At 45.8% G+C, this 18,951-nt stretch carries 20 protein-coding genes; 12 read left to right on the top strand and 8 right to left on the bottom strand.

From position 1 onward, the window contains the following. The first annotated feature begins 51 nt into the window (after nt 1-51). Genes QCB45_RS01650 through QCB45_RS01640 form a run of 3 tightly spaced genes read left to right on the top strand, consistent with a single transcriptional unit; the run spans nt 52 to nt 2,257 of the window. Complete coding sequence (locus QCB45_RS01650; RefSeq protein WP_279418798.1) at nt 52-534, top strand: L,D-transpeptidase; 483 nt, start codon at nt 52-54, stop codon at nt 532-534. Next, nucleotides 531-1,454 carry a nickel ABC transporter permease gene (gene nikB / locus QCB45_RS01645; RefSeq protein WP_279418797.1) on the top strand — a complete coding sequence of 308 codons (924 nt, stop codon included), beginning with the start codon at nt 531-533 and terminating at the stop codon, nt 1,452-1,454. The genes QCB45_RS01650 and nikB overlap by 4 nt, the downstream gene beginning before the upstream one ends. After that, nucleotides 1,454-2,257, top strand: a complete 804-nt coding sequence (locus tag QCB45_RS01640; protein WP_279418796.1) for an ABC transporter permease — start codon at nt 1,454-1,456, stop codon at nt 2,255-2,257. The genes nikB and QCB45_RS01640 overlap by 1 nt, the downstream gene beginning before the upstream one ends. Nucleotides 2,258-2,296: 39 nt before the next feature. On the opposite strand, the gene QCB45_RS01635 is transcribed toward QCB45_RS01640, so the two are convergent. Then, the gene (locus tag QCB45_RS01635; protein WP_279418795.1) at nt 2,297-2,746 is read right to left on the bottom strand and encodes an MOSC domain-containing protein; all 450 of its coding nucleotides are present in this window, start codon (nt 2,744-2,746) and stop codon (nt 2,297-2,299) included. Nucleotides 2,747-2,871: 125 nt separating this feature from the next. Between QCB45_RS01635 and nagZ the strand changes: the two genes are divergently transcribed. Both nagZ and QCB45_RS01625 read left to right on the top strand, forming a co-directional pair. Further along, nucleotides 2,872-3,942 carry a beta-N-acetylhexosaminidase gene (nagZ, locus tag QCB45_RS01630; RefSeq protein ID WP_279418794.1) on the top strand — a complete coding sequence of 357 codons (1,071 nt, stop codon included), beginning with the start codon at nt 2,872-2,874 and terminating at the stop codon, nt 3,940-3,942. An 11-nt stretch (nt 3,943-3,953) separates the two neighbouring features. Beyond that, the gene (locus QCB45_RS01625) at nt 3,954-5,081 is read left to right on the top strand and encodes a mechanosensitive ion channel family protein (RefSeq protein ID WP_279418793.1); all 1,128 of its coding nucleotides are present in this window, start codon (nt 3,954-3,956) and stop codon (nt 5,079-5,081) included. Nucleotides 5,082-5,169: 88 nt separating this feature from the next. Here QCB45_RS01625 and murB read toward each other — a convergent pair whose 3' ends face one another. Then, nucleotides 5,170-6,192 carry a UDP-N-acetylmuramate dehydrogenase gene (gene murB / locus QCB45_RS01620; protein ID WP_279418792.1) on the bottom strand — a complete coding sequence of 341 codons (1,023 nt, stop codon included), beginning with the start codon at nt 6,190-6,192 and terminating at the stop codon, nt 5,170-5,172. 49 nt (nt 6,193-6,241) lie between these two features. Here murB and QCB45_RS01615 point away from each other — a divergent pair, with 49 nt between their 5' ends. Further along, nucleotides 6,242-7,675, top strand: coding sequence for a sodium-dependent transporter (locus QCB45_RS01615; RefSeq protein WP_279418791.1), 1,434 nt, complete (start codon nt 6,242-6,244; stop codon nt 7,673-7,675). Nucleotides 7,676-7,752: 77 nt separating this feature from the next. On the opposite strand, the gene QCB45_RS01610 is transcribed toward QCB45_RS01615, so the two are convergent. The 4 genes from QCB45_RS01610 to QCB45_RS01595 all read right to left on the bottom strand — a co-directional run bounded on the left by QCB45_RS01610 (nt 7,753) and on the right by QCB45_RS01595 (nt 10,211). Further along, nucleotides 7,753-8,232 carry a cyclic nucleotide-binding domain-containing protein gene (locus QCB45_RS01610; protein ID WP_279418790.1) on the bottom strand — a complete coding sequence of 160 codons (480 nt, stop codon included), beginning with the start codon at nt 8,230-8,232 and terminating at the stop codon, nt 7,753-7,755. Nucleotides 8,233-8,353: 121 nt separating this feature from the next. Further along, a complete protein-coding gene (locus QCB45_RS01605; protein ID WP_279418789.1) occupies nt 8,354-8,614 on the bottom strand; it encodes a hypothetical protein in 261 nt (86 codons plus the stop codon). A gap of 12 nt (nt 8,615-8,626) precedes the next feature. Continuing rightward, entirely contained in the window at nt 8,627-9,757 is a 1,131-nt protein-coding gene (gene dapE / locus QCB45_RS01600) for a succinyl-diaminopimelate desuccinylase (RefSeq protein WP_279418788.1), read from the bottom strand. Between the two features lie 109 nt (nt 9,758-9,866). After that, nucleotides 9,867-10,211 (bottom strand): ArsC family reductase, encoded by a 345-nt coding sequence (locus tag QCB45_RS01595; protein ID WP_279418787.1) that lies wholly within the window; start codon nt 10,209-10,211, stop codon nt 9,867-9,869. A gap of 251 nt (nt 10,212-10,462) precedes the next feature. On the opposite strand from QCB45_RS01595, the gene QCB45_RS01590 reads away from it, so the two are divergent. After that, on the top strand, nt 10,463-11,362 hold the full coding sequence (locus tag QCB45_RS01590; protein ID WP_279418786.1) for a DapH/DapD/GlmU-related protein: 900 nt from the start codon (nt 10,463-10,465) through the stop codon (nt 11,360-11,362). 249 nt (nt 11,363-11,611) lie between these two features. Next, nucleotides 11,612-11,992, top strand: a complete 381-nt coding sequence (locus QCB45_RS01585) for a VOC family protein (protein WP_279418785.1) — start codon at nt 11,612-11,614, stop codon at nt 11,990-11,992. 67 nt (nt 11,993-12,059) lie between these two features. Here QCB45_RS01585 and glnD read toward each other — a convergent pair whose 3' ends face one another. Both glnD and map read right to left on the bottom strand, forming a co-directional pair. Further along, nucleotides 12,060-14,705, bottom strand: a complete 2,646-nt coding sequence (gene glnD / locus QCB45_RS01580) for a [protein-PII] uridylyltransferase (protein ID WP_279418784.1) — start codon at nt 14,703-14,705, stop codon at nt 12,060-12,062. Nucleotides 14,706-14,764: 59 nt separating this feature from the next. Beyond that, a complete protein-coding gene (gene map, locus QCB45_RS01575; RefSeq protein WP_279418783.1) occupies nt 14,765-15,547 on the bottom strand; it encodes a type I methionyl aminopeptidase in 783 nt (260 codons plus the stop codon). Between the two features lie 235 nt (nt 15,548-15,782). Between map and rpsB the strand changes: the two genes are divergently transcribed. The 4 genes from rpsB to frr all read left to right on the top strand — a co-directional run bounded on the left by rpsB (nt 15,783) and on the right by frr (nt 18,915). Next, entirely contained in the window at nt 15,783-16,523 is a 741-nt protein-coding gene (gene rpsB / locus QCB45_RS01570) for a 30S ribosomal protein S2 (RefSeq protein ID WP_279418782.1), read from the top strand. A gap of 70 nt (nt 16,524-16,593) precedes the next feature. Further along, nucleotides 16,594-17,478: a translation elongation factor Ts gene (tsf, locus tag QCB45_RS01565; RefSeq protein WP_279418781.1), complete on the top strand. Its 885-nt coding sequence runs from the start codon at nt 16,594-16,596 to the stop codon at nt 17,476-17,478. A 157-nt stretch (nt 17,479-17,635) separates the two neighbouring features. Next, the gene (gene pyrH, locus QCB45_RS01560) at nt 17,636-18,355 is read left to right on the top strand and encodes a UMP kinase (RefSeq protein WP_279418780.1); all 720 of its coding nucleotides are present in this window, start codon (nt 17,636-17,638) and stop codon (nt 18,353-18,355) included. 2 nt (nt 18,356-18,357) lie between these two features. Next, nucleotides 18,358-18,915, top strand: coding sequence for a ribosome recycling factor (gene frr, locus QCB45_RS01555; RefSeq protein ID WP_279418779.1), 558 nt, complete (start codon nt 18,358-18,360; stop codon nt 18,913-18,915). The last annotated feature ends 36 nt before the right edge of the window (nt 18,916-18,951 follow it).

The following is an 18,951-nucleotide window of genomic DNA, read 5'->3' as shown; positions in this document are numbered from 1 at the left end:
GGAATTTCGCCCACGGACTTTGAATTTAAACACTAGAGCAGTAGAAGCCATTTGTCTTACTCCATTTCGATTTCCATTGCAGATCAGATACTGAAACTGTTTCAGGACGGAAAACCGCTCAAGCAGTATCGAGTCAGTACTGCGCTTAACGGCATCGGCAGCGAGAAAGGGTCTGGTAAAACACCTTTGGGTAAACATATTATCCGCGCCAAAATAGGCGAAGGCTTACCAATCAACAGCGTTCTGGTCGGACGCAGGCCTACCGGTGAAATCTATTCACGGGAATTAGGTGAACAAAACCCGCAACGCGACTGGATTCTCAGTCGTATCCTCTGGCTTTCGGGTTGTGAAATCGGCAAAAATCGACTTGGCCAAGTGGATACGATGCAACGTTATATCTATCTGCACGGCACCCCTGATACCGAACCAATGGGGACGCCCAAGTCTCATGGCTGCATTCGCATGCGTAACCAAGATATTATTGATCTGTTCGATAAAATCGACGCTGGTACACAGGTGGACATTTCGGCATGATTAACTATCTTCTTCGTCTTTTGGGGTCCGTTATTTTTGTCTCGTGGATCGTCGGGACTCTGGTGTTTTTTCTTATTCACCTGGTACCCGGTGATCCTGTTGCAGTCATGCTGGGGGACTGGACGAGTCCTGCAGACGAAGAAGCTCTCAGAAGTCAACTGGGATTGGATCAGCCGATTCTTGCGCAGTACTGGCATTACCTAGTCGGTTTAAGTCAATTCAATTTGGGGAGTTCCCTGTTTTTTCAACAACCGGTTAATTCTTTGATTGCCGAACGCTTTCCCATGACATTGCAGTTAGCGTTGATGGCTCTGTTGATAGCCGTTCTAATTGCTTTTCCGCTTGGTATCTGGGCAGCACTGCGAGCCGGGAAGTGGCCGGATCATGCTGCCATGACTGTTTCCCTAATTGGTGTATCGGTACCAAATTTTTGGCTCGGGCCGATGTTGATTCTGCTGTTTTCTATCGGTCTGGGTTGGCTGCCCGTCAGTGGAGCGGATCAACCGCTTTCATGGATATTGCCGGCGGTTACATTGGGGACGGCACTTGCGGCCATTCTCGCGAGAATGTTGCGCGCGTCACTGTTGGAAGTGTTGCATGAGGATTATATCCGTACGGCCAAAGCGAAAGGGCTTAGCAACCGTTGGGTCTACGGACAACATGCATTACTGAACGCTTTATTGCCGGTCGTGACGATATTGGGCTTGCAACTTGGAACCCTGCTCGGCGGTGCAGTCATCACAGAGGTGGTGTTTGACTGGCCTGGCTTGGGACAGCTTCTGGTTGAATCGATTCAGCGCCGTGATTATCCCGTAGTACAAGGCTGTATTCTGGTTATAAGCATCGCCTATATTACCGTCAACGGTTTGACCGAACTTGTCTACGGTTGGCTGGATCCAAGAATCAGGGTGGCCGGCTGATGTTACGTTATCTAAGTTACAGTATTCTCGTGGTCTGGTTATTGATGGGGGCGGTCGGATTCATTATCGGAGACGGTGCCAATAATGTGATGCTCTCCCAATTGTTGGTCGGACCGAACAGTCAGGCCATACTCGGTTCGGACGAACTAGGGCGCCCCGTTCTTGAAAGAGTCATACTGGGTGCACAGACATCTCTTTTCGTAGCGATAGGCGTTGTGTTCTTTTCGGCGATTATTGGAACTACGGTTGGTGTCTATAGCGGATACATGGGAGGGTGGACCGATCGGATCATCACCAAGATTATTGATGTTTTCCTGGCATTTCCAGGCTTGCTGCTTGCCATTGCGCTGGCTGCCATATTAGGCCCGGGAATCGAAAATGTGGTATTCGCCTTGGTGGTTGTCGGCTGGGTAGGCTATGCGCGCCTGGCAAGGGCACAAACGCTCAGTCTTCGGAGCCGAGAACATGTGCTTGCAGCCCGTGCCTTGGCGATTCCGACCTGGTTAATTCTGTTCAGACATCTTTTGCCTTTACTTCTGGCTCCGCTTGGCGTGGAAGCGACTTTCGGTGTGGCTGGTGCGGTGATATCCGAAGCGGGACTGTCGTTCCTAGGATTAGGGGTGCAGCCGCCGGAAGCGTCTTGGGGGAGTATGATCAAGGAAGGAACACGTTATTTGCTTGTTGCACCGCATTTGGTATTGGCGCCTGGTATCGCCTTGATGCTGGTCGTGTTGGCAGTTAACCTGATTGGGGACCAGTGGCGCGATCACCTGGATGTGAAGGCGCGTCATAATCGAAAATGAAGTAACGGTGAGGTAAGTTTTTTCAGGGTTGACACGTGTTTAGAAACGCTTGAGTAGACTGACGTTGTCGTCCAGCTCAATCTCGCCTTCACGAAGCACCTTGCACCGCGCTCCGCCATACCAGTTGGGAGTCAGGGCTTCTTTAAGTCCCGGCTTTATGGCTTCCATTCGCATACAAGGATCGGTTTCGCAGGTGATTTCCAGCAGAACCGAACCGACTTGGATTTGTTGGCCGATCATGCTTTCGTCAAAGTCCATATCATCGACTAAAAGGTTCGCGCGTCGCTCCGTCCAGTTGATGTCGGCATCGAGTTGACGGCAAACTTCATCCCAACGTTTTTTGGAAAGAAGGGTAACTTGGGTTTCTCGTCTTCTTGCACCTTGATAGTCGTTTTCCAGTCCGCTTTCTTTGCTGACGTGGATACGCTCATGTGTGGTGATAGGACCTTTTGAACTAGAGTGTGTGGCGATGCCGATCAATTTTGCCATGGCTTATTCCTGTCTTTCTTTTTTATCAATTAGCAATATACAAAGCGAGTATGACAATCATTTGAAGATTTCACTTAGTGCGAACTTTTCGGTATCATACCCGCAAATTTATTGAAAGGGCATATATGAATATACCAGCCGGTAAAGCGATGTCATTGGGCTCCGTAATGGTCGACATTGAAGGAACCACTCTTCAACCCCACGAAGCCGAACGGCTTATGGACCCATTGGTTGCGGGCGTGATCTTGTTCAGCCGGAATTTCGAATCGGTTGAGCAATTACAGGCTTTGACGGAATCGATTCACGCGTTGAGACATCCTCGGTTATTGATTGCTGTGGATCACGAGGGTGGACGGGTTCAGCGTTTCCGGTCCGGTTTTACCCGAATTCCGCCGATGCGTGTCCTAGGTCAGCTTCACGATCATAATCCACGTCAAAGTTATGAAGCGGCGGAAAAGATCGGTTGGTTACTGGCGACTGAATTACTGTCAGTAGGGGTGGATTTCAGTTTCGCGCCGGTAGTGGATCTAGACTACGGCGGCAGTAAGGTGATTGGTGACCGCTCCTTTTCAATGAATCCAGTTACGGTCGGTCAGCTTGGTTTCCATCTGATGAAAGGCATGCGCAAGGCGGGTATGGCTTCGGTTGCGAAGCATTTCCCCGGGCACGGCTTTATTGAAGCGGATACCCATACCGAAATAGCCGTTGACGAAAGACCGTTTGCGGAGATCCAGCAAAAGGACATGCAACCTTTCCTGACCTTGATTGAAAACGGTCTGGATGCAGTGATGCCGGCACATGTTATTTACCCCAAAGTAGATAAATTGCCTGCCGGCTTCTCAACCCATTGGTTGCAAACCGTACTACGTAAACAGTGCCACTTTGAAGGTGCGATTATTAGCGATGATATGAGCATGCAAGCGGCAGTGGAGTACGGTTCTGCATCGGAGCGTGTCCTTAAAGCGTTGCAGGCTGGTTGCGATTTGGTGTTGGTGTGTAACGATCCACAAGCGGCTGATGAAGTATTGGCTAAGGTGGACTGGCATGCCGGGCCTTTATCCCATGCAAGACTCATCCGCTTGCATGCACACCAAAAAGTAAGCTATTCAAAATTGCCATATCACCCATTGTGGCAGGCGGCTGTCACCGTTATCGACAATCTGAACAAGTCATATGGTCAACAGGAGTTAATTTGATGGAATGGGCAATGCAAATCTGGAATGAACTTGTCGTTTTGTTCGGAGGTAATGTCTGGATACTGATTGTGACCGGAATCCTGTTAGCTACGGCGATAATTGATTTATTGCAACGTTCTTTTCTCAAGATGGCGCATAACCACCTCCTTAAAAAAGAGAAATACTGGCTCGACAGTTTTGTCGATGCCGCACGCTCACCGGCTTCTTTCTTTATCTGGGTGAACGGTACGGTATTAACAATGACCACGATCATCATGCATTTCAATGTTTATGTTGATATGGTTCCGTACATACAGTCGTTTAAATCGACGATTCTGACGTTATCTTTCGGTTGGTATGTGATCCGGTTGGTGCATCGTTTGGAAGCCCATCTAAAAGCGTACGCGCGTGAAGACGACCGCCTCGATGAGGTCACGGTCGAAGCGATGGCCAAAATCATTAAACTGCTGGCGTTCACTTTAACGGCTTTATTCTTCCTGAATGCGTTCGGTGTCAGCATGGGCGGGCTACTGGCTTTTGGTGGTATGGGTGGTATCGCGATCGGTTTTGCGGCTAAAGACCTGCTGGGTAATGTATTTGGTGGCTTGATGCTTTACATGGACAAGCCTTTTACAGTTGGTGACTGGATTCGTTCTCCTGATAAAGAGATAGAAGGTACGGTTGAGAAAATCGGTTGGCGTATGACGACGGTGCGTACCTTTGATAAGCGACCTCTTTACATCCCTAACGGCATCTTTTCAAATATCGCCATTGAAAACCCGTCTCGCATGACCAACCGTAGAATTTATGAAACGGTCGGAATCCGCTACGCAGACGTATCGCAGATGGATACGATTACGGCGAAGGTCAAACAGATGCTGGTTGAACATCCTGAAATCGATAACAACCAGACTATGATTGTTAATTTCAATAAGTTTGGACCTTCGTCACTGGACTTCTTCATCTATACGTTTACAAAAACCACAGAATGGATTCGCTTTCATGAAATCAAACAGGATGTATTGCTGAAAGTAAGTGAGATCATTGAATCACAAGGTGCTGAAATCGCATTTCCAACACGCACTTTGCATATTGAATCCAATCAGGAAGCGATTAATTTTCAGAATCAATCCGCTGTAACGGTACCACCGGAAGCGTAAACGTAGGTAATTCGTACCCGGGTGGTAATATAGTCCGGGTTACATGGTGTATTGAAATTGAACAGGCCTGTTCAATTTGAAAAGTTATTTAAATGATGATGACCTCAGGCTCCAGATGGATACCGAACTTATGGTCTACGGCATCCTGAACCATCTGTGAGAGTTCTACAATATCCTGGCCTTCTGCGCCACCCAGGTTTTCCAATATCAAAGCATGTTTGGATGAAACGCGTGCTTTCCCATGCCGTTGTCCTTTCCAATTCGCTTTCTCGATCAACCAGGCGGCTGGTATCTTATAATTCCCGTCTAAGGTCTTGTGATGGGGCATATCAGAATAATCGTAGATCAGTTCCTCGAAGTATTCCGGACTGACCACCGGGTTTTTGAAGAAGCTTCCGGCATTACCAAAGATTTCCGGATCCGGAATGCGTGACTGACGTATTTTTATGACGGCATCGTAGATCATTTTAGGCGTTAGATCCGATTTCGGAATGTCGGCGAGTTCTTCTCTAAGCGGTTGGAAAACTAGGTTAGGGTTTCCGGCATGTAATTTTCTCAGTCGGAAGGTCACTCGGTGCACGAGCACCTTGTCGGTAAGCTCTTGCTTGAATATACTGGTTCGGTAACCAAAATTGCATTCGGCGTTACGGAATTCGGTTCTCTGTCCCGTATAAAGGTTCAATGTCTGAACACGGGTAATGGCATCGCGCGCCTCAGCACCATAAGCACCGATATTCTGAACCGGCGCAGCACCGACGGTACCAGGTATAAGTGCGAGATTTTCAAGACCCCATAGGCCATGTTCAACTGTGTAGGTAACCAGCTCATGCCAACTCATGCCCGCACCGACTGAAAGCCAAACGTTATCGGCATCGGATTTTACGACTTTCAGTTTTTTAAATCCGCAATGAACTACGACACCTTCGATATCGTGGGTGAAAAGCATATTGCTGCCACCGCCGATAATACGCCATGGCAAAGATGCCAAAGTCAGGTCGGAACGCAATACGGCAATGTCACTCTGTCGATTGATTTCGACGTAGTATTGGGCTTTTACATCGATCTTAAAAGTGTTGTGTTTTTTAAGTGAGTAGTTGGCCTGAATGTGCATTTTGGTCTTTGCTATAATCTGTTAAAAATACAATTATAAAGGAAGATACATGAGTCAACTGAAACTTTCTACAGAAGGTTGGTCCAATCAAACGGTCTTCATCATGGCCGCGATTGGTTCCGCCGTCGGTTTAGGAAACATCTGGAAGTTTCCTTACATCACTGGTGAGAATGGCGGTGGTGCTTTTGTATTGGTGTATTTGGCTTGTATTTTATTAATCGGTATACCGGTCTTGATGTCAGAAATCGCATTAGGGAGAGCAGGGAAAGCGAATCCCGTTCAAGCAATGGCAAACTTGGCTCGTGAAAATAATGCCAGCCGGTTATGGTTTCTGCTTGGCTTGAACGGGGTGTTGGCAAGTGCTTTGATTCTCTCTTTCTACACCGTCATTGCCGGATGGGCGACATCGTATTTTTTTGAAAGCTTGCAAGGTACGTTCATTGGTATTGATTCTGCCGGAGTCGATGCGCATTTTAAATCGCTGCTGGCGAATCCCTATGAATTATTATTCTGGCACAGTTTAATCTCATTGGTGACGGTTCTAATTGTGTCTCAAGGTGTCAAAAGCGGTTTGGAGCGTGCCATTAGTTGGATGATGCCGGGCTTGTTGCTCATTCTTTTGATTCTTTTAGGTTATGCAACAACGACCGGTGCGTTCGGGCAGAGTTTTGCATTCCTGTTTTCCCCCGACTTTTCAAAACTAAGCTGGGAAGCCGTTTTAATTGCAATGGGGCATGCGTTCTTTACTTTGAGTATCGGTCTTGGGGTCATGATGGTGTACGGCTCTTATGTCAGTCAACAATACTCAATCGTTAAAGCGAGCCTCTGGATTGCTGCTGCAGATACTTTGGTCGCGTTGATGGCCGGCTTGGTTATTTTTTCAATCGTTTTTTCAAATGGCATGGAAGCCGGTGCCGGTCCGGGATTATTGTTCCAGACACTGCCGATTGCATTCGGCCAGATGACTGGTGGTTGGTTCTTCGGAACCCTGTTTTTCGCATTCGTAGTCGTAGCGGCACTTAGTTCTGCGATTTCTCTTCTTGAACCGGTAGTCAGTTGGTTTGAACAGAACTGGGGTATCAACCGGGTTCGTTCTGCCTGGATACTGGGCTTTTTGATATGGTTATTCGGAATCGGTTCACTGCTTTCTTTCAATGAATGGTCGGGATTGAAAATTCTCGGTGACCGTAATATTTTCAACAGTGTTGATTTTATTACGGCTAATATCATGCTGCCGATGGGAGGTCTGTTGATTTCGATCTTCGTGGCCTGGGTTTTGAGTTCAAAGCAACGCAGGAATGAAATCGAACTTAACGAGAAGGGTATGATGTGGTTTTTATTTGATCTTAAATGGATTGCTCCGGTTGCCATCCTGATCGTTTTTGCGTCCAATCTTGTCAGTTCAGATAGCGTTTGGCTGATGATTGTTGTAGCGTTGGCGGCTTATGGTATTTTCATATTCAATAGCGTAAGGAAGTCGTGAATAGGAAAAGAGTTTATGCAATAAATACGGGGACATAGCGTCCCCCGTTTTTGTGTTGGGTTTTTATTGCGTTTGATTTAGTACTGTGCCGTATATTGATTTTGAACTAAACGAGTCATTTCGAGGTATTTGGCATTCATTTTTCGCTGTAACTTGTGAGAGTAGCGAAGAATAGAACGCATGACATGAAATGTAACTAGTGGATGCGTTTCTACCAGCGATTCGAATTTTTCACGGTGAAGAAGCAGTACTTCACTGTCGCTTTTGGCAATGATATGCAGAGAGTGACTGTCGCCGTCGATAAAACTCAACTCACCGCTCATGGCACCTTCTTTAAGTGTATCGATATGTACCGATTTACCTGAAGAAAGCATTTTGACCACATTTAATTTCCCGGTAATCAGGATGTATAAAGTATCGTCTTTGGTGCCTTCCTCGTAAAGGATTTCACCACTTTTCAGCTGACGGGTTTCAACGGCATTCGCCAAGACCTCACAATCTTCAATTGTCACATCTTGACCTAGTACAGTATGGGCGATTTTCTCTGCGTCTGACATGAACGTGTCCTCGGAATTAACGGTAAGTGTGAATTCAATTCTACGCTCAAAAAAAATCAAATACTAGAGTTTGGGATAAGGAAAAACCAGAATGGCCTAAGTGACTTTCCTGCAAGGGTGTTTAGCGGGATGAAGCGGGGGTATCAAGGCGCTCTACCGGGAAGAAAGCATCGAAAAAAGCGCCCAAGCCAAATACGAAAATCAAGATAAAGACAAAGACAATGATAATTGAAAGGGCTTGCTTATTTTCTACAAACTTTTCTTTCCAGCGCTCTGATTTCACCAAAGGCCATATAAAATACAGAAACACGCCTAAAGCAATCAGCTGAAGTCCAATCAGTATAGACTGGACGGTGGTTGGCAATTCGGTTTCTGTCATCATGCAATAGTGGACCTATTTCAGAAGGTGAACAAGGGTTTGGTAATAGATTTCGGTCAACTTTTCCAAATCGGAAACACTGACGTTTTCATCGATTTTATGGATAGTTGCATTTAGAGGCCCTAGCTCAATCACTTGAGCACCAGTTGTGGCAATGAAACGGCCGTCAGAAGTCCCGCCACCCGTCGATAATTCAGGGGTGTAACCAACCACTTGCTCAGTAGCCTTTTTAACGGCTTGAATTAACTCACCGTTCGCAGGTGTGATGAAAGGCAGGCCTGATAGGTTCCAGTCCAGGGTGTAATCCAGGTTGTGGTGGTCCAAAACGGCATGCACGCCTTCTTTCAAGGTTTCTGGCGTATGTTCAGTCGAGAATCGGAAATTGAAAAGCACTTCGACACTGCCGGGAATGATGTTGGTCGCACCGGTACCGGCATTGATATTCGAGACCTGGAAAGAGGTGGGTGGGAAGTATTCATTTCCATGATCCCATTGTAGATGAACGAGCTGTTCGAGCGCGGGAGCGAATGTATGAATCGGGTTTTCGGCAAGTTCAGGGTAGGCGATGTGTCCTTGTATCCCTTTGATTGTCAACGTTCCGCTCAGAGAGCCGCGGCGGCCGTTCTTGATCGAATCGCCAAGTTTGTTGGAGCTTGAAGGCTCGCCCACCAAACAGTATTCGAATTTTTCGTTGCGTGCTTCCAATGTTTCGATGACCTTAACCGTGCCATCGACAGCCGGACCTTCTTCGTCACTGGTGATCAGAAAACCAATCGATCCTTTGTGATTCGGATTTTCTTCGATAAAACGTTTGCTGGCCACCATAAAGCAGGCGATGCTGCTTTTCATGTCTGCTGCACCTCGACCATAAAGCAGGTCGCCCTCAATGTGCGCTGAAAAGGGTGGATGAGTCCATGCGGACTCCGGTCCGGTTGGTACGACATCGGTGTGGCCTGCGAATACGATAAACGGTCCGCTATCACCTTTACGAGCCCACAAATTGGAAACTTCACCAAACGGCATGTGCTCTGTCTCGAAGCCAAGCGGTTTGAGATATTCAGCAATTAGGTTTTGACAGCCTTTGTCATCCGGTGTCACCGAATCGATTTGGATCAGTTGTTGGGCTAGGGTGATGATTTCGGACATGGTTTACTCTTTTTATCGTTAGGTGGCTATTTTACGGTTTTGGGTACAGATATGATAAGAAAATTAATTTATACGATTACCATAATAAAAATTAATTAAGTCTCGTGTATCATTTTAAAGCTTGGTACTCATCTGCTTTGAAACCGACCAAAAGAACATTCGCCGTTTCAAGAACCGGTCGTTTGATTAAAGTTGGCATCTCGGTCAAGACAGTCAAGTCGGACTGATTCATCAAGTTTTCTTTTTGCTGTTCTGTGAGTTGCTTCCAACTGGTACTACGTTTGTTGACAAGGATTTCGATTGGTAGATTCTGTAACCATTTCTGAATGGTTTCCTGTGTCAGTCCGTCTTTTTTAAAGTCGTGAAAACGGTAATCGATCTGGCGCTCTTCAAGAAATTTTCTCGCTTTGCGTACCGTGTCACAATTGGGGATACCATATAAAATCATATTCATCCTACTTCGTCGTTTATTTTCCGCACATAATTCTAAAGCATTTTTAACTTTATGGACGGCCCACATTCCAAAAACGTCTAAATGATCCACCTTTAACTTAATAAAACGGAATAAAGCCTTATCATTTAGATGGTTTTTAGTCATTAAATCGCGTTTTTTCCTATTTAGGACGTGATTTTTTTTCTGTTACGCCCTAGAGCAGGTATACTTCCATTTGATTTTTTGTAACGTTTATTTAAGAGAGTAGCATTATGACAATTAAACGAATCGGACATCGTTATAGCGATACTAAAACAGGTGCAACATTGGATGTATGGTTTCCACGCTCCAACAAAGAGATTGCCCGTAACTGTTTGGCTTTACAGGTAGGTTTGATTAAAAGTGATTTTGTTACGGTTGAAATCGATTCAGTGGATGATGCGCCAAAATCCGCTGAAGACGCATACCTTCGCCTACACCTTTTGTCAGAATGTGCTTATAAGCCGCATGAAATCAATTTGGACGGTGTGTTTGGATTGTTGACGAATGTTGCTTGGACAAGTGCCGGTCCTGTCTTGCCATCAGAGGTTGAAAACTTGCGTGAAGCGATTGCCGGTGAAGTACACCAGCTTAATGTGACTTCCATCGACAAGTTCCCTCGCATGACGGATTACGTGATTCCAGAGGGTGTGCGTATCGGTAATGCCGACCGCATCAGACTGGGTGCACACTTGGCTCCTGGTACAACGGTCATGCATGAAGGATTCGTAAACTTCAATGCCGGTACCTTGGGTAACTCAATGGTTGAAGGACGTATCAGTGCGGGTGTCGTTGTTGGAGAGAACACCGATATCGGCGGCGGTGCCTCAATTATGGGTACGCTTTCAGGTGGCGGTAAGCAGGTTATTTCAATGGGTCAAAGAAACCTGTTGGGTGCCAATGCCGGTTTGGGTATCTCTCTAGGTGACGACTGTATCGTTGAATCGGGTCTGTATTTAACAGCCGGTACAAAAGTGAAAATGCCGGATGGCTCGATTGTTTCGGCACGTGAATTGTCCGGTCAATCTAAATTGCTATTCAGACGCCATAGCCAGACTGGTGCTGTCGAAGCAATCGTTACTGATGGCACCTTGTGGGGCGGTTTGAACACAACACTTCACAGCAACGATTAATCGTTGTGCTGTCGACAAACAGTCGGCTTGCTAATCTTTTATTACCCAGCCTTGAAGGTTGGGTGATCTAATCCTCTCTTTTTCTATTGTTCTCTTGACACATTTGCATTAGCAATTACACTTTCTGCCTACCCTTGAGTATGGGTAATTCTGTTTTTATCTGGGTTTATAAGCGTGTTCATTTTAAATAAACCGTGAATTCGTTACGATTGTTGACTCAGGTCTTAGTAATTCAAGAGAAGGGATTGTATGTCTAAAGTTTTAGGTTTGGATCATGTGAGTATCATCGTGAAAGACGCGGCGGCATCACTGGCATTTTATCAGTCATTACTGGGGTTGACGTGTTTGGATCGCCCGGACCTTGGATTTCCTGGGTACTGGTTGGATTTGCATGCCGGACAGAGCCTACACATAATGCAACTTGATAACCCAAACCAAAATACGATCCGCCCGGAGCATGGTGGGAGGGACTACCATTTTGCGTTGCGAGTCGACTCAATCGACTCATGCTGTGCAAAACTCGATGAGATGGGCATGAATTACACCCGTAGTCGTTCAGGAAGAAAGGCTTTGTTTATCAAGGACTTGGATGATAATGCTTTTGAGTTGTTTGAATGCGGTCAAAATTAGTATCACTATCTTAAAAAGAAAACCCGACAGGCCTGTCGGGTTTATTAAAAGCTGCTTAACTTATCGATTAGGCGTCTTTTTCAATCAAGCTCAATAAAGCCTCAGTTAACTCATCTTTTTTGTGCTGTTCAGTGATGGCCTGATTATTGGTGTCGCTAATAAAGAAAACGTCTTCCGCTTTTTCCCCGACTGTATTGATTTTGGCATCGTGTATACGGATATTACAGGTTTTCATAGCGCACCCGATGCGAGACAGTAATCCAGGAATGTCTTTGGTATTGATGGTTAATTCCGTCAGATGCTTGTTGATCTTGTGGAAGATGATTTCTGTTGGGGTTTCGAAACAGCGGATTCGACGTGAATTTAGCATCGGACGCATCTCGGCAGGGTCAATTTCCGGCTCTGCTAACTGGCTTTGAATCTTTTCGATAATCGCTTTATGCATTTGTTTATCGGAGATGCTGTGCAACTCATTATCAAGAATATATAGAATCACCAAGGTCATATTCTGCGTCGTGGAATAGATTCGAGCTTCCATAACGTTCAAATTAAGTTTGTCGAGCGCATAGGTGATGTGTGCGAACAGGAAATCCCGGTCCGGCATATAAATCAACACCTCGGTTGCACCACGCTGAGCTTGGTTCTGTAGATAAATGTGCGTCGATTTCAAGTCACGATTGTAAAGCAGCTTACTGATTCTGGCGATATCCGCAGGCGTTTGGCGACTGAAGAATTCCGTTTTGCTGAGGCTGTCCCAGAATGGCTGGTAATCCGAAGACTTAAGTTCGCGCTTCGCAAGAATTTCTTTTGCTTTTTCCTGGGCTTGCAACGCTTTCTTAGCACGGTTTTTAGGTGTGCTGGAGGCTTCGTCCAGAACATTGGTCGTTTCGTTATACAATTCGAGGAAGAGGGCATTCTTCCAATCATTCCAAACTTCGTCCGAAGTTGCGCAAACGTCCGCTACCGTCAGTAGATAAAGGTAGTCCAGACGCTTTTGATCTTCTACTATTTCGGCAAAATGGTGGATAACGGCCGGGTCGCTAAGATCTTTTTTCTGTGCAATACCGGAAAACTCAAGATGATAGCGCACCAGCCAGCTCAATAAGTCACTGTCTTCCTGTGAAAGGTTGTGTTGTTTGGCGAAAATTTTGGCGTCTTCAGCCCCAAGTACTTCATGTGCGCCTCCACGCCCTTTGGCGATATCGTGGAACAGGCCTGCCAGAAACAGAATTTCTGGTTTGCAAACCGATTTGGCTATCTGGTGTGCGGTCGGGAATTCATAGGCATATTCTTCCACAAAGAAGCGGCGCAGATTTCGAATTACCAGTATCGTATGATCATCCACCGTATAGGCATGAAAAATATTAAATTGCATCAATCCGGTGATTTTGGCGAAAACCGGTAAATAAGCACTGAGAATTCCGTAGGTATGCATACGACGAATTGCCGCATTCACTCCCTTGGGCTGTCTGAAAATTTCGATGAACAGCGCCTTATTAATCGGATCTCGTCGGAAATTATCATCGATTAAGTGTAGGTTGTCGCGTATCGAACGGATTGTATGAGAGCGGATTCCTTCAATCTCAGGGTAGTGCTGTAGGATCAGGAAAACTTCCAATAATGCAGTAGGGAAGTCGCTGAATACCGTTGGATACTCGATATCCAGATACTTGTCGACCAACTTGAAACGTGCATTTACTTGTTTGACTTCCGGCTTGCTTGAGATAAAGATCTCTTCACGGAAGTGTTGCAATAGGATTTCGTTGACCTTGACCACATTCTGAACGTTACGGTAGTAACTGTTCATGAACTGTTCGACCGCCATTTTTTCGTTTGTATCTTTATAACCGAAACTCTCGGCTATGTGTTGTTGATGGTCGAACAGTAAACGGTCTTCGCGACGTTTCTTCATGCGGTGCAAGGCGAAACGAACACGGTTGAGGTATTTATAAGCCGCTTCAAGCTCTCGATACTCTTCAATTGTCAGGAACTGGTTTTGTACTAATTGGTTGATGGATGAGGCTTTGAAATGGCGTTTCGCAACCCAGTAAATCGTCTGGATGTCGCGGAGTCCGCCCGGGCTCTCCTTAACATTAGGTTCAAGCTGATAGGTCGTGTCGTTAAAACGGCGATGACGGGCTTGCTGTTCGTCGAATTTCGCTTGAAAGAAGGCTTGGCTAGGCCAGAAGTCTTCACGCTTCCATATTGTTGAAAGGTGTTCATACAGACTGTAATCGCCCGTAATCCAACGAGACTCCAATAGATTAGTCGCGGTGGCAACATCTTCAAGACCTGCGGCGATACATTCGTCTACGGAACGTAAGGCGTGGCCGACATCAAAGCCGAGATCCCATAAGAATGTGATGAATGTCGAAAACTGTTCGTGTTGGCTTTCAGCATCCTGCGTCAGGATCAGCACATCGATATCGGAGTAGGGATGTAGCTCACCACGACCGTAACCACCCACTGCCAATAAGCTGGCGTTGATGTGTTCAGGAATGAAGTGTTGCCAGATCTTTTTCAATATCTGATCTACAAACGTTGCACGTTCCTTGACCAGTTCGGCTACCGCCGCACCGTCATCGAATTGATCGAATTGATAATCCAGAAACTGTTTTAGGGTTTCCCGCCCGGCTTTGATGGCGTCGATTGGTTTTTCACTTTTCTCTAAGGCCTTGACAAAACTTGGGACGGAAGGGCGTACTGCGTTCATTGGTTCGCTCATATAATTGATTGGCTGTTCACAAAAGCGATTACTGTTCCGGTCACCGCTTACGGCAATACCGGAACCTCGTCTTTGCGCATAGTGAAGATTTCATAACCATCTTCGGTGACGGCCAATGTGTGCTCCCATTGAGCTGAAAGTTTACGATCCTTGGTGACGACAGTCCAGTTATCACCCAATAACTTCACGTCCGCTTTTCCAAGATTGATCATCGGCTCGATCGTAAACACCATTCCTGGCTTCAATACGATGTTTTTCAAATCTGGTGCGGCATAGTGAAGGACTTGTGGCTCTTCGTGGAAGTCGGCACCGATTCCGTGACCGCAATATTCTCTGACCACGGAGAAATTATTTATTTCGGCATGCTGCTGAATGGCATAGGCGACATCATATAAAGTAGCATTCGGTTTGACCTGTTCGATTCCAAGCCACATGCACTCATGGGCAACCTGGCATAGACGGTGTGCAAATGGCTTGACTTCGCCGACTTCAAACATCCGGCTGGTATCACCATGATAACCGTCTTTGATGACGGTGACGTCGACATTAACGATGTCACCCTTTTTCAGTTTCTTATTGTGATCGGGAATTCCGTGACAGACGACATGGTTGATCGAGATACAACTTGAAGCAGGAAAGCCGTGGTAGTTCAAAGTTGCCGGAACCGTGCCTTGCTGATTAACCATATAATCATGCATGATCTCATTCAGCTCTCCCGTTGAAACGCCGGGGACAATATGGGGTTCGATCATTTCCAACACCTCGGCAGCCAAACGGCCAGCCACCCTTAATTTTTGAAGCTCGTCTGCAGTTTTGATTTTAATCGTCATGTCCTGATCACTTTTCCTTGAAAATCGCTGAATTTCACGGGATTTTTTAAATTAAAAATTGTTAAGTTTGCGGGAATATGGTATAAATGCCGCGCCTTTCGGAATGAAAGGAATTTTAACAGAAAATCCGCACGTTTACCGAGACATAAAACGGGGTGCTGGAAAACCTTTATTAAGGTCTTCGAGTTCGTCTTTATGGGTAAACGGAGGCTTAACCCCAATTTGGAGAAATATCATGGCAAAAGTTACAATGCGCCAAATGCTAGAAGCGGGTGTTCACTTCGGACACCAGACACGTTATTGGAACCCTAAGATGGGTGAGTACATCTTCGGTGCTCGCAACAAGATTCATATCGTTAACTTGGAAAAAACCCTTCCGTTGTTCAACGATGCCCTAAACATGATCGGTGGCATCGCTGCAAACAAAGGTAAAGTTTTGTTTGTTGGTACTAAGCGCGCTGCGCGTGACATCGTTGCTGAAGAAGCGCAACGTTGTGGTATGCCATACGTTAACCACCGCTGGTTGGGTGGTATGTTGACAAACTTCAAAACCATCAAGCAGTCAATCAAGCGTCTAAAAGAACTTGAAACTCAAGAGCAAGACGGTACTTTTGAAAAGATCACTAAGAGAGAAGCGCTTGAGCGTACTCGCCAGAAAGAAAAGCTAGAACTTTCTTTGGGTGGTATCAAAGATATGCGTGCTATGCCTGACGCAATCTTCATTATTGATACTGGTAATGAGTCAATTGCCATTCAGGAAGCTAGAAACCTAGGTATTCCGGTTATTGGTGTTGTTGATACCAACAACGATCCTCGTAACATTGATTATGTAATCCCTGGTAACGATGATGCAATCCGTGCAATCAAACTTTATTTGTCTGCTGCTGCTGACGCGGTAATTGAAGGTAAAAACTCAATTACGACCGCTGTTGAAGGCGATGATTTCGTAGAAGCTGCCGAGCAAGCGGCTGAATAATTTGAACAGGCCTGGTCATACCAGGCCTTTTTAATTGATAACGAATTCGATTTAAGTAAGGAATTTTAAAATGGCAATTACAGCAAGTATGGTTAAAGAACTGCGTGAAATCACTGGCGCAGGTATGATGGATTGTAAAAAAGCGTTGGGTGAAACCGACGGTGATATGGATGCAGCAATCGAATTCCTTCGCAAGAAGGGTATGGCTGGTGCAGATAAGAAAGCTGGTCGTGTTGCAGCGGAAGGTGTAATCGCGATTGCTATCTCTGATGATAAGAAAAAAGCGGTTATCGCAGAAGTAAACTGTGAAACTGACTTCGTTGCCAAAGGTGATGAGTTCAAGTCTTTTGCGGATGAAGTTGCACAGATCGCTTTAGCAAAAGAAACCACTGATATTGAAGCTCTGATGGCTGAGAAAATGGCTAGTGGCATGACGATCGATGAGCGTCGTCGTGAATTGATCGCCAAGATTGGTGAAAACATGTCTGTTCGTCGTCTTGAGTTGGTTGAGACTAACGGTCAAATCGGTCAGTACCAGCACGGTGAGAAGATCGGTGTTGTTGTTGACATGACTGGTGGTAATGACGACTTGGCTCGTGACGTTGCGATGCACGTTGCAGCATTGAAGCCAACGGCCGTTTCTGCTGACGATGTTGATCAGGAAATGGTTGAGAAAGAGCGTAAGTTCCAGATCGAACAGGCTCAGGAAAGCGGTAAGCCAATGGAAATCATCGAGAAGATGATTGAAGGGCGTATGCGTAAGTTCCTACAAGAAATCACTCTACTGGGTCAGCCTTTCGTTAAGGATTCTGACAAGTCTGTAGAAAAACTTCTTAAGGAAAACGATGCTTCTGTTGCTCGTTTCATTCGTTTGGAAGTTGGTGAAGGTATTGAGATCGAAGAAACTAACTTTGCTGATGAAGTAGCTGCAGCTGCAAAAGCAGTAACTGGTTAATTTCACTTCTGTCTTGAGGCCATAGTTGGTTTTGCCGAATTTTTCGGCAAGCCAGCTGTGGCTTTTTTGTATTTAAAACTTTTTGTAAGTGATGATTTGAACATTTAAATGTCCCTTACAAAACGTTTTACGGTATCAACACACAAGGAAGAAACACATGGCATTAAAATACAAACGCATTCTTTTAAAATTTAGTGGTGAAGCACTGATGGGAAAAGGGGAGTTTGGTTTGGACGCCGACACATTGAAGCAAGTGGTCGGTGAAGTCAAAGCCCTCCGTGATCTGGGTGTGGAAGTTGGTATCGTAGTCGGCGGCGGTAATATCTTCCGAGGCGCCCAAATTCAAGGGGCAGGTATTCAACGTACCACTGGTGATCATATGGGTATGATGGCCACTGTCATCAACGGCTTGGCTTTGCGTGATGTGATCGAAAGTGAAGGTATGTCTGCAACTGTTTATTCGGCCATGACCATCGAGGGAATCTCAAGTGGATTCAATGCCAATGAAGTCAAGAAGCAGCTTGCTGCAGGCCAGGTTGTTGTTTTTGCGGCTGGAACCGGTAGCCCGTTCTTTACAACGGATACCGCTGCAGCGTTGCGCGGTGTTGAAATCGACGCAGACATTGTGTTGAAAGCTACCAAGGTTGACGGTATCTATACTGCCGATCCGGTTAAGGATCCATCTGCCACGCGCTATCAATCATTGACCTACGACGAAGTGATTCAAAAGAATTTGCAGGTAATGGATATGACTGCTTTCGTATTATGTCGTGACCATGATATGCCGATTCGTGTGTTTGACATGTTTAAAGACCACGCCGCTATCAGAATTGTTCAGGGTGACGATGAAGGCACCTTGGTAAGCTCAGGAGAATAAAAATGATAAATGAAATTCGTGAAGACGCTAAAAGCAGAATGCAGAAATCTTTTGAGAACTTGGAAAGTAATTTCGCCAAGATCCGTACAGGGCGCGCTCATCCAAGCATTCTTGATTCAATCACAGTCGATTATTACGGTTCTGAAGTCCCAATTGGCCAGGTAGCCAATGTTAATGTTGAAGATGCGCGTACTCTGACGGTACAGCCTTGGGAACAGCCAATGGTTTCAGTGGTAGAGAAAGCCATCATGATGTCTGATTTGGGAATCAACCCTTCAACTTCTGGTAACTTGATCCGTATTCCAATGCCGCCATTGACCGAAGAGCGCCGTCGCGATTTTATTAAAGTGGCACGCAACGAAGCGGAGCAGGCTCGTGTAGCAGTACGTAACATCCGTCGTGATGCAAACAATGACATCAAAACTCTATTGAAGGACAAGGAAATTACTGAAGATGAGTCTCGCCAAGCGGAAGACCAGATTCAAAAGATCACCGATGAGATCGTCGCTAAAATCGATTCTGCACTTTCTGATAAAGAAGCAAGCTTGATGGAAATTTAAGTCGATATTTATGCCGTTTTACGGCATAATCTATTG

This window comes from Thiomicrorhabdus sp. ZW0627, from assembly GCF_029767005.1.
Classification (GTDB): domain Bacteria; phylum Pseudomonadota; class Gammaproteobacteria; order Thiomicrospirales; family Thiomicrospiraceae; genus Thiomicrorhabdus.
This window is presented reverse-complemented; position numbering and strand designations above follow the sequence as displayed.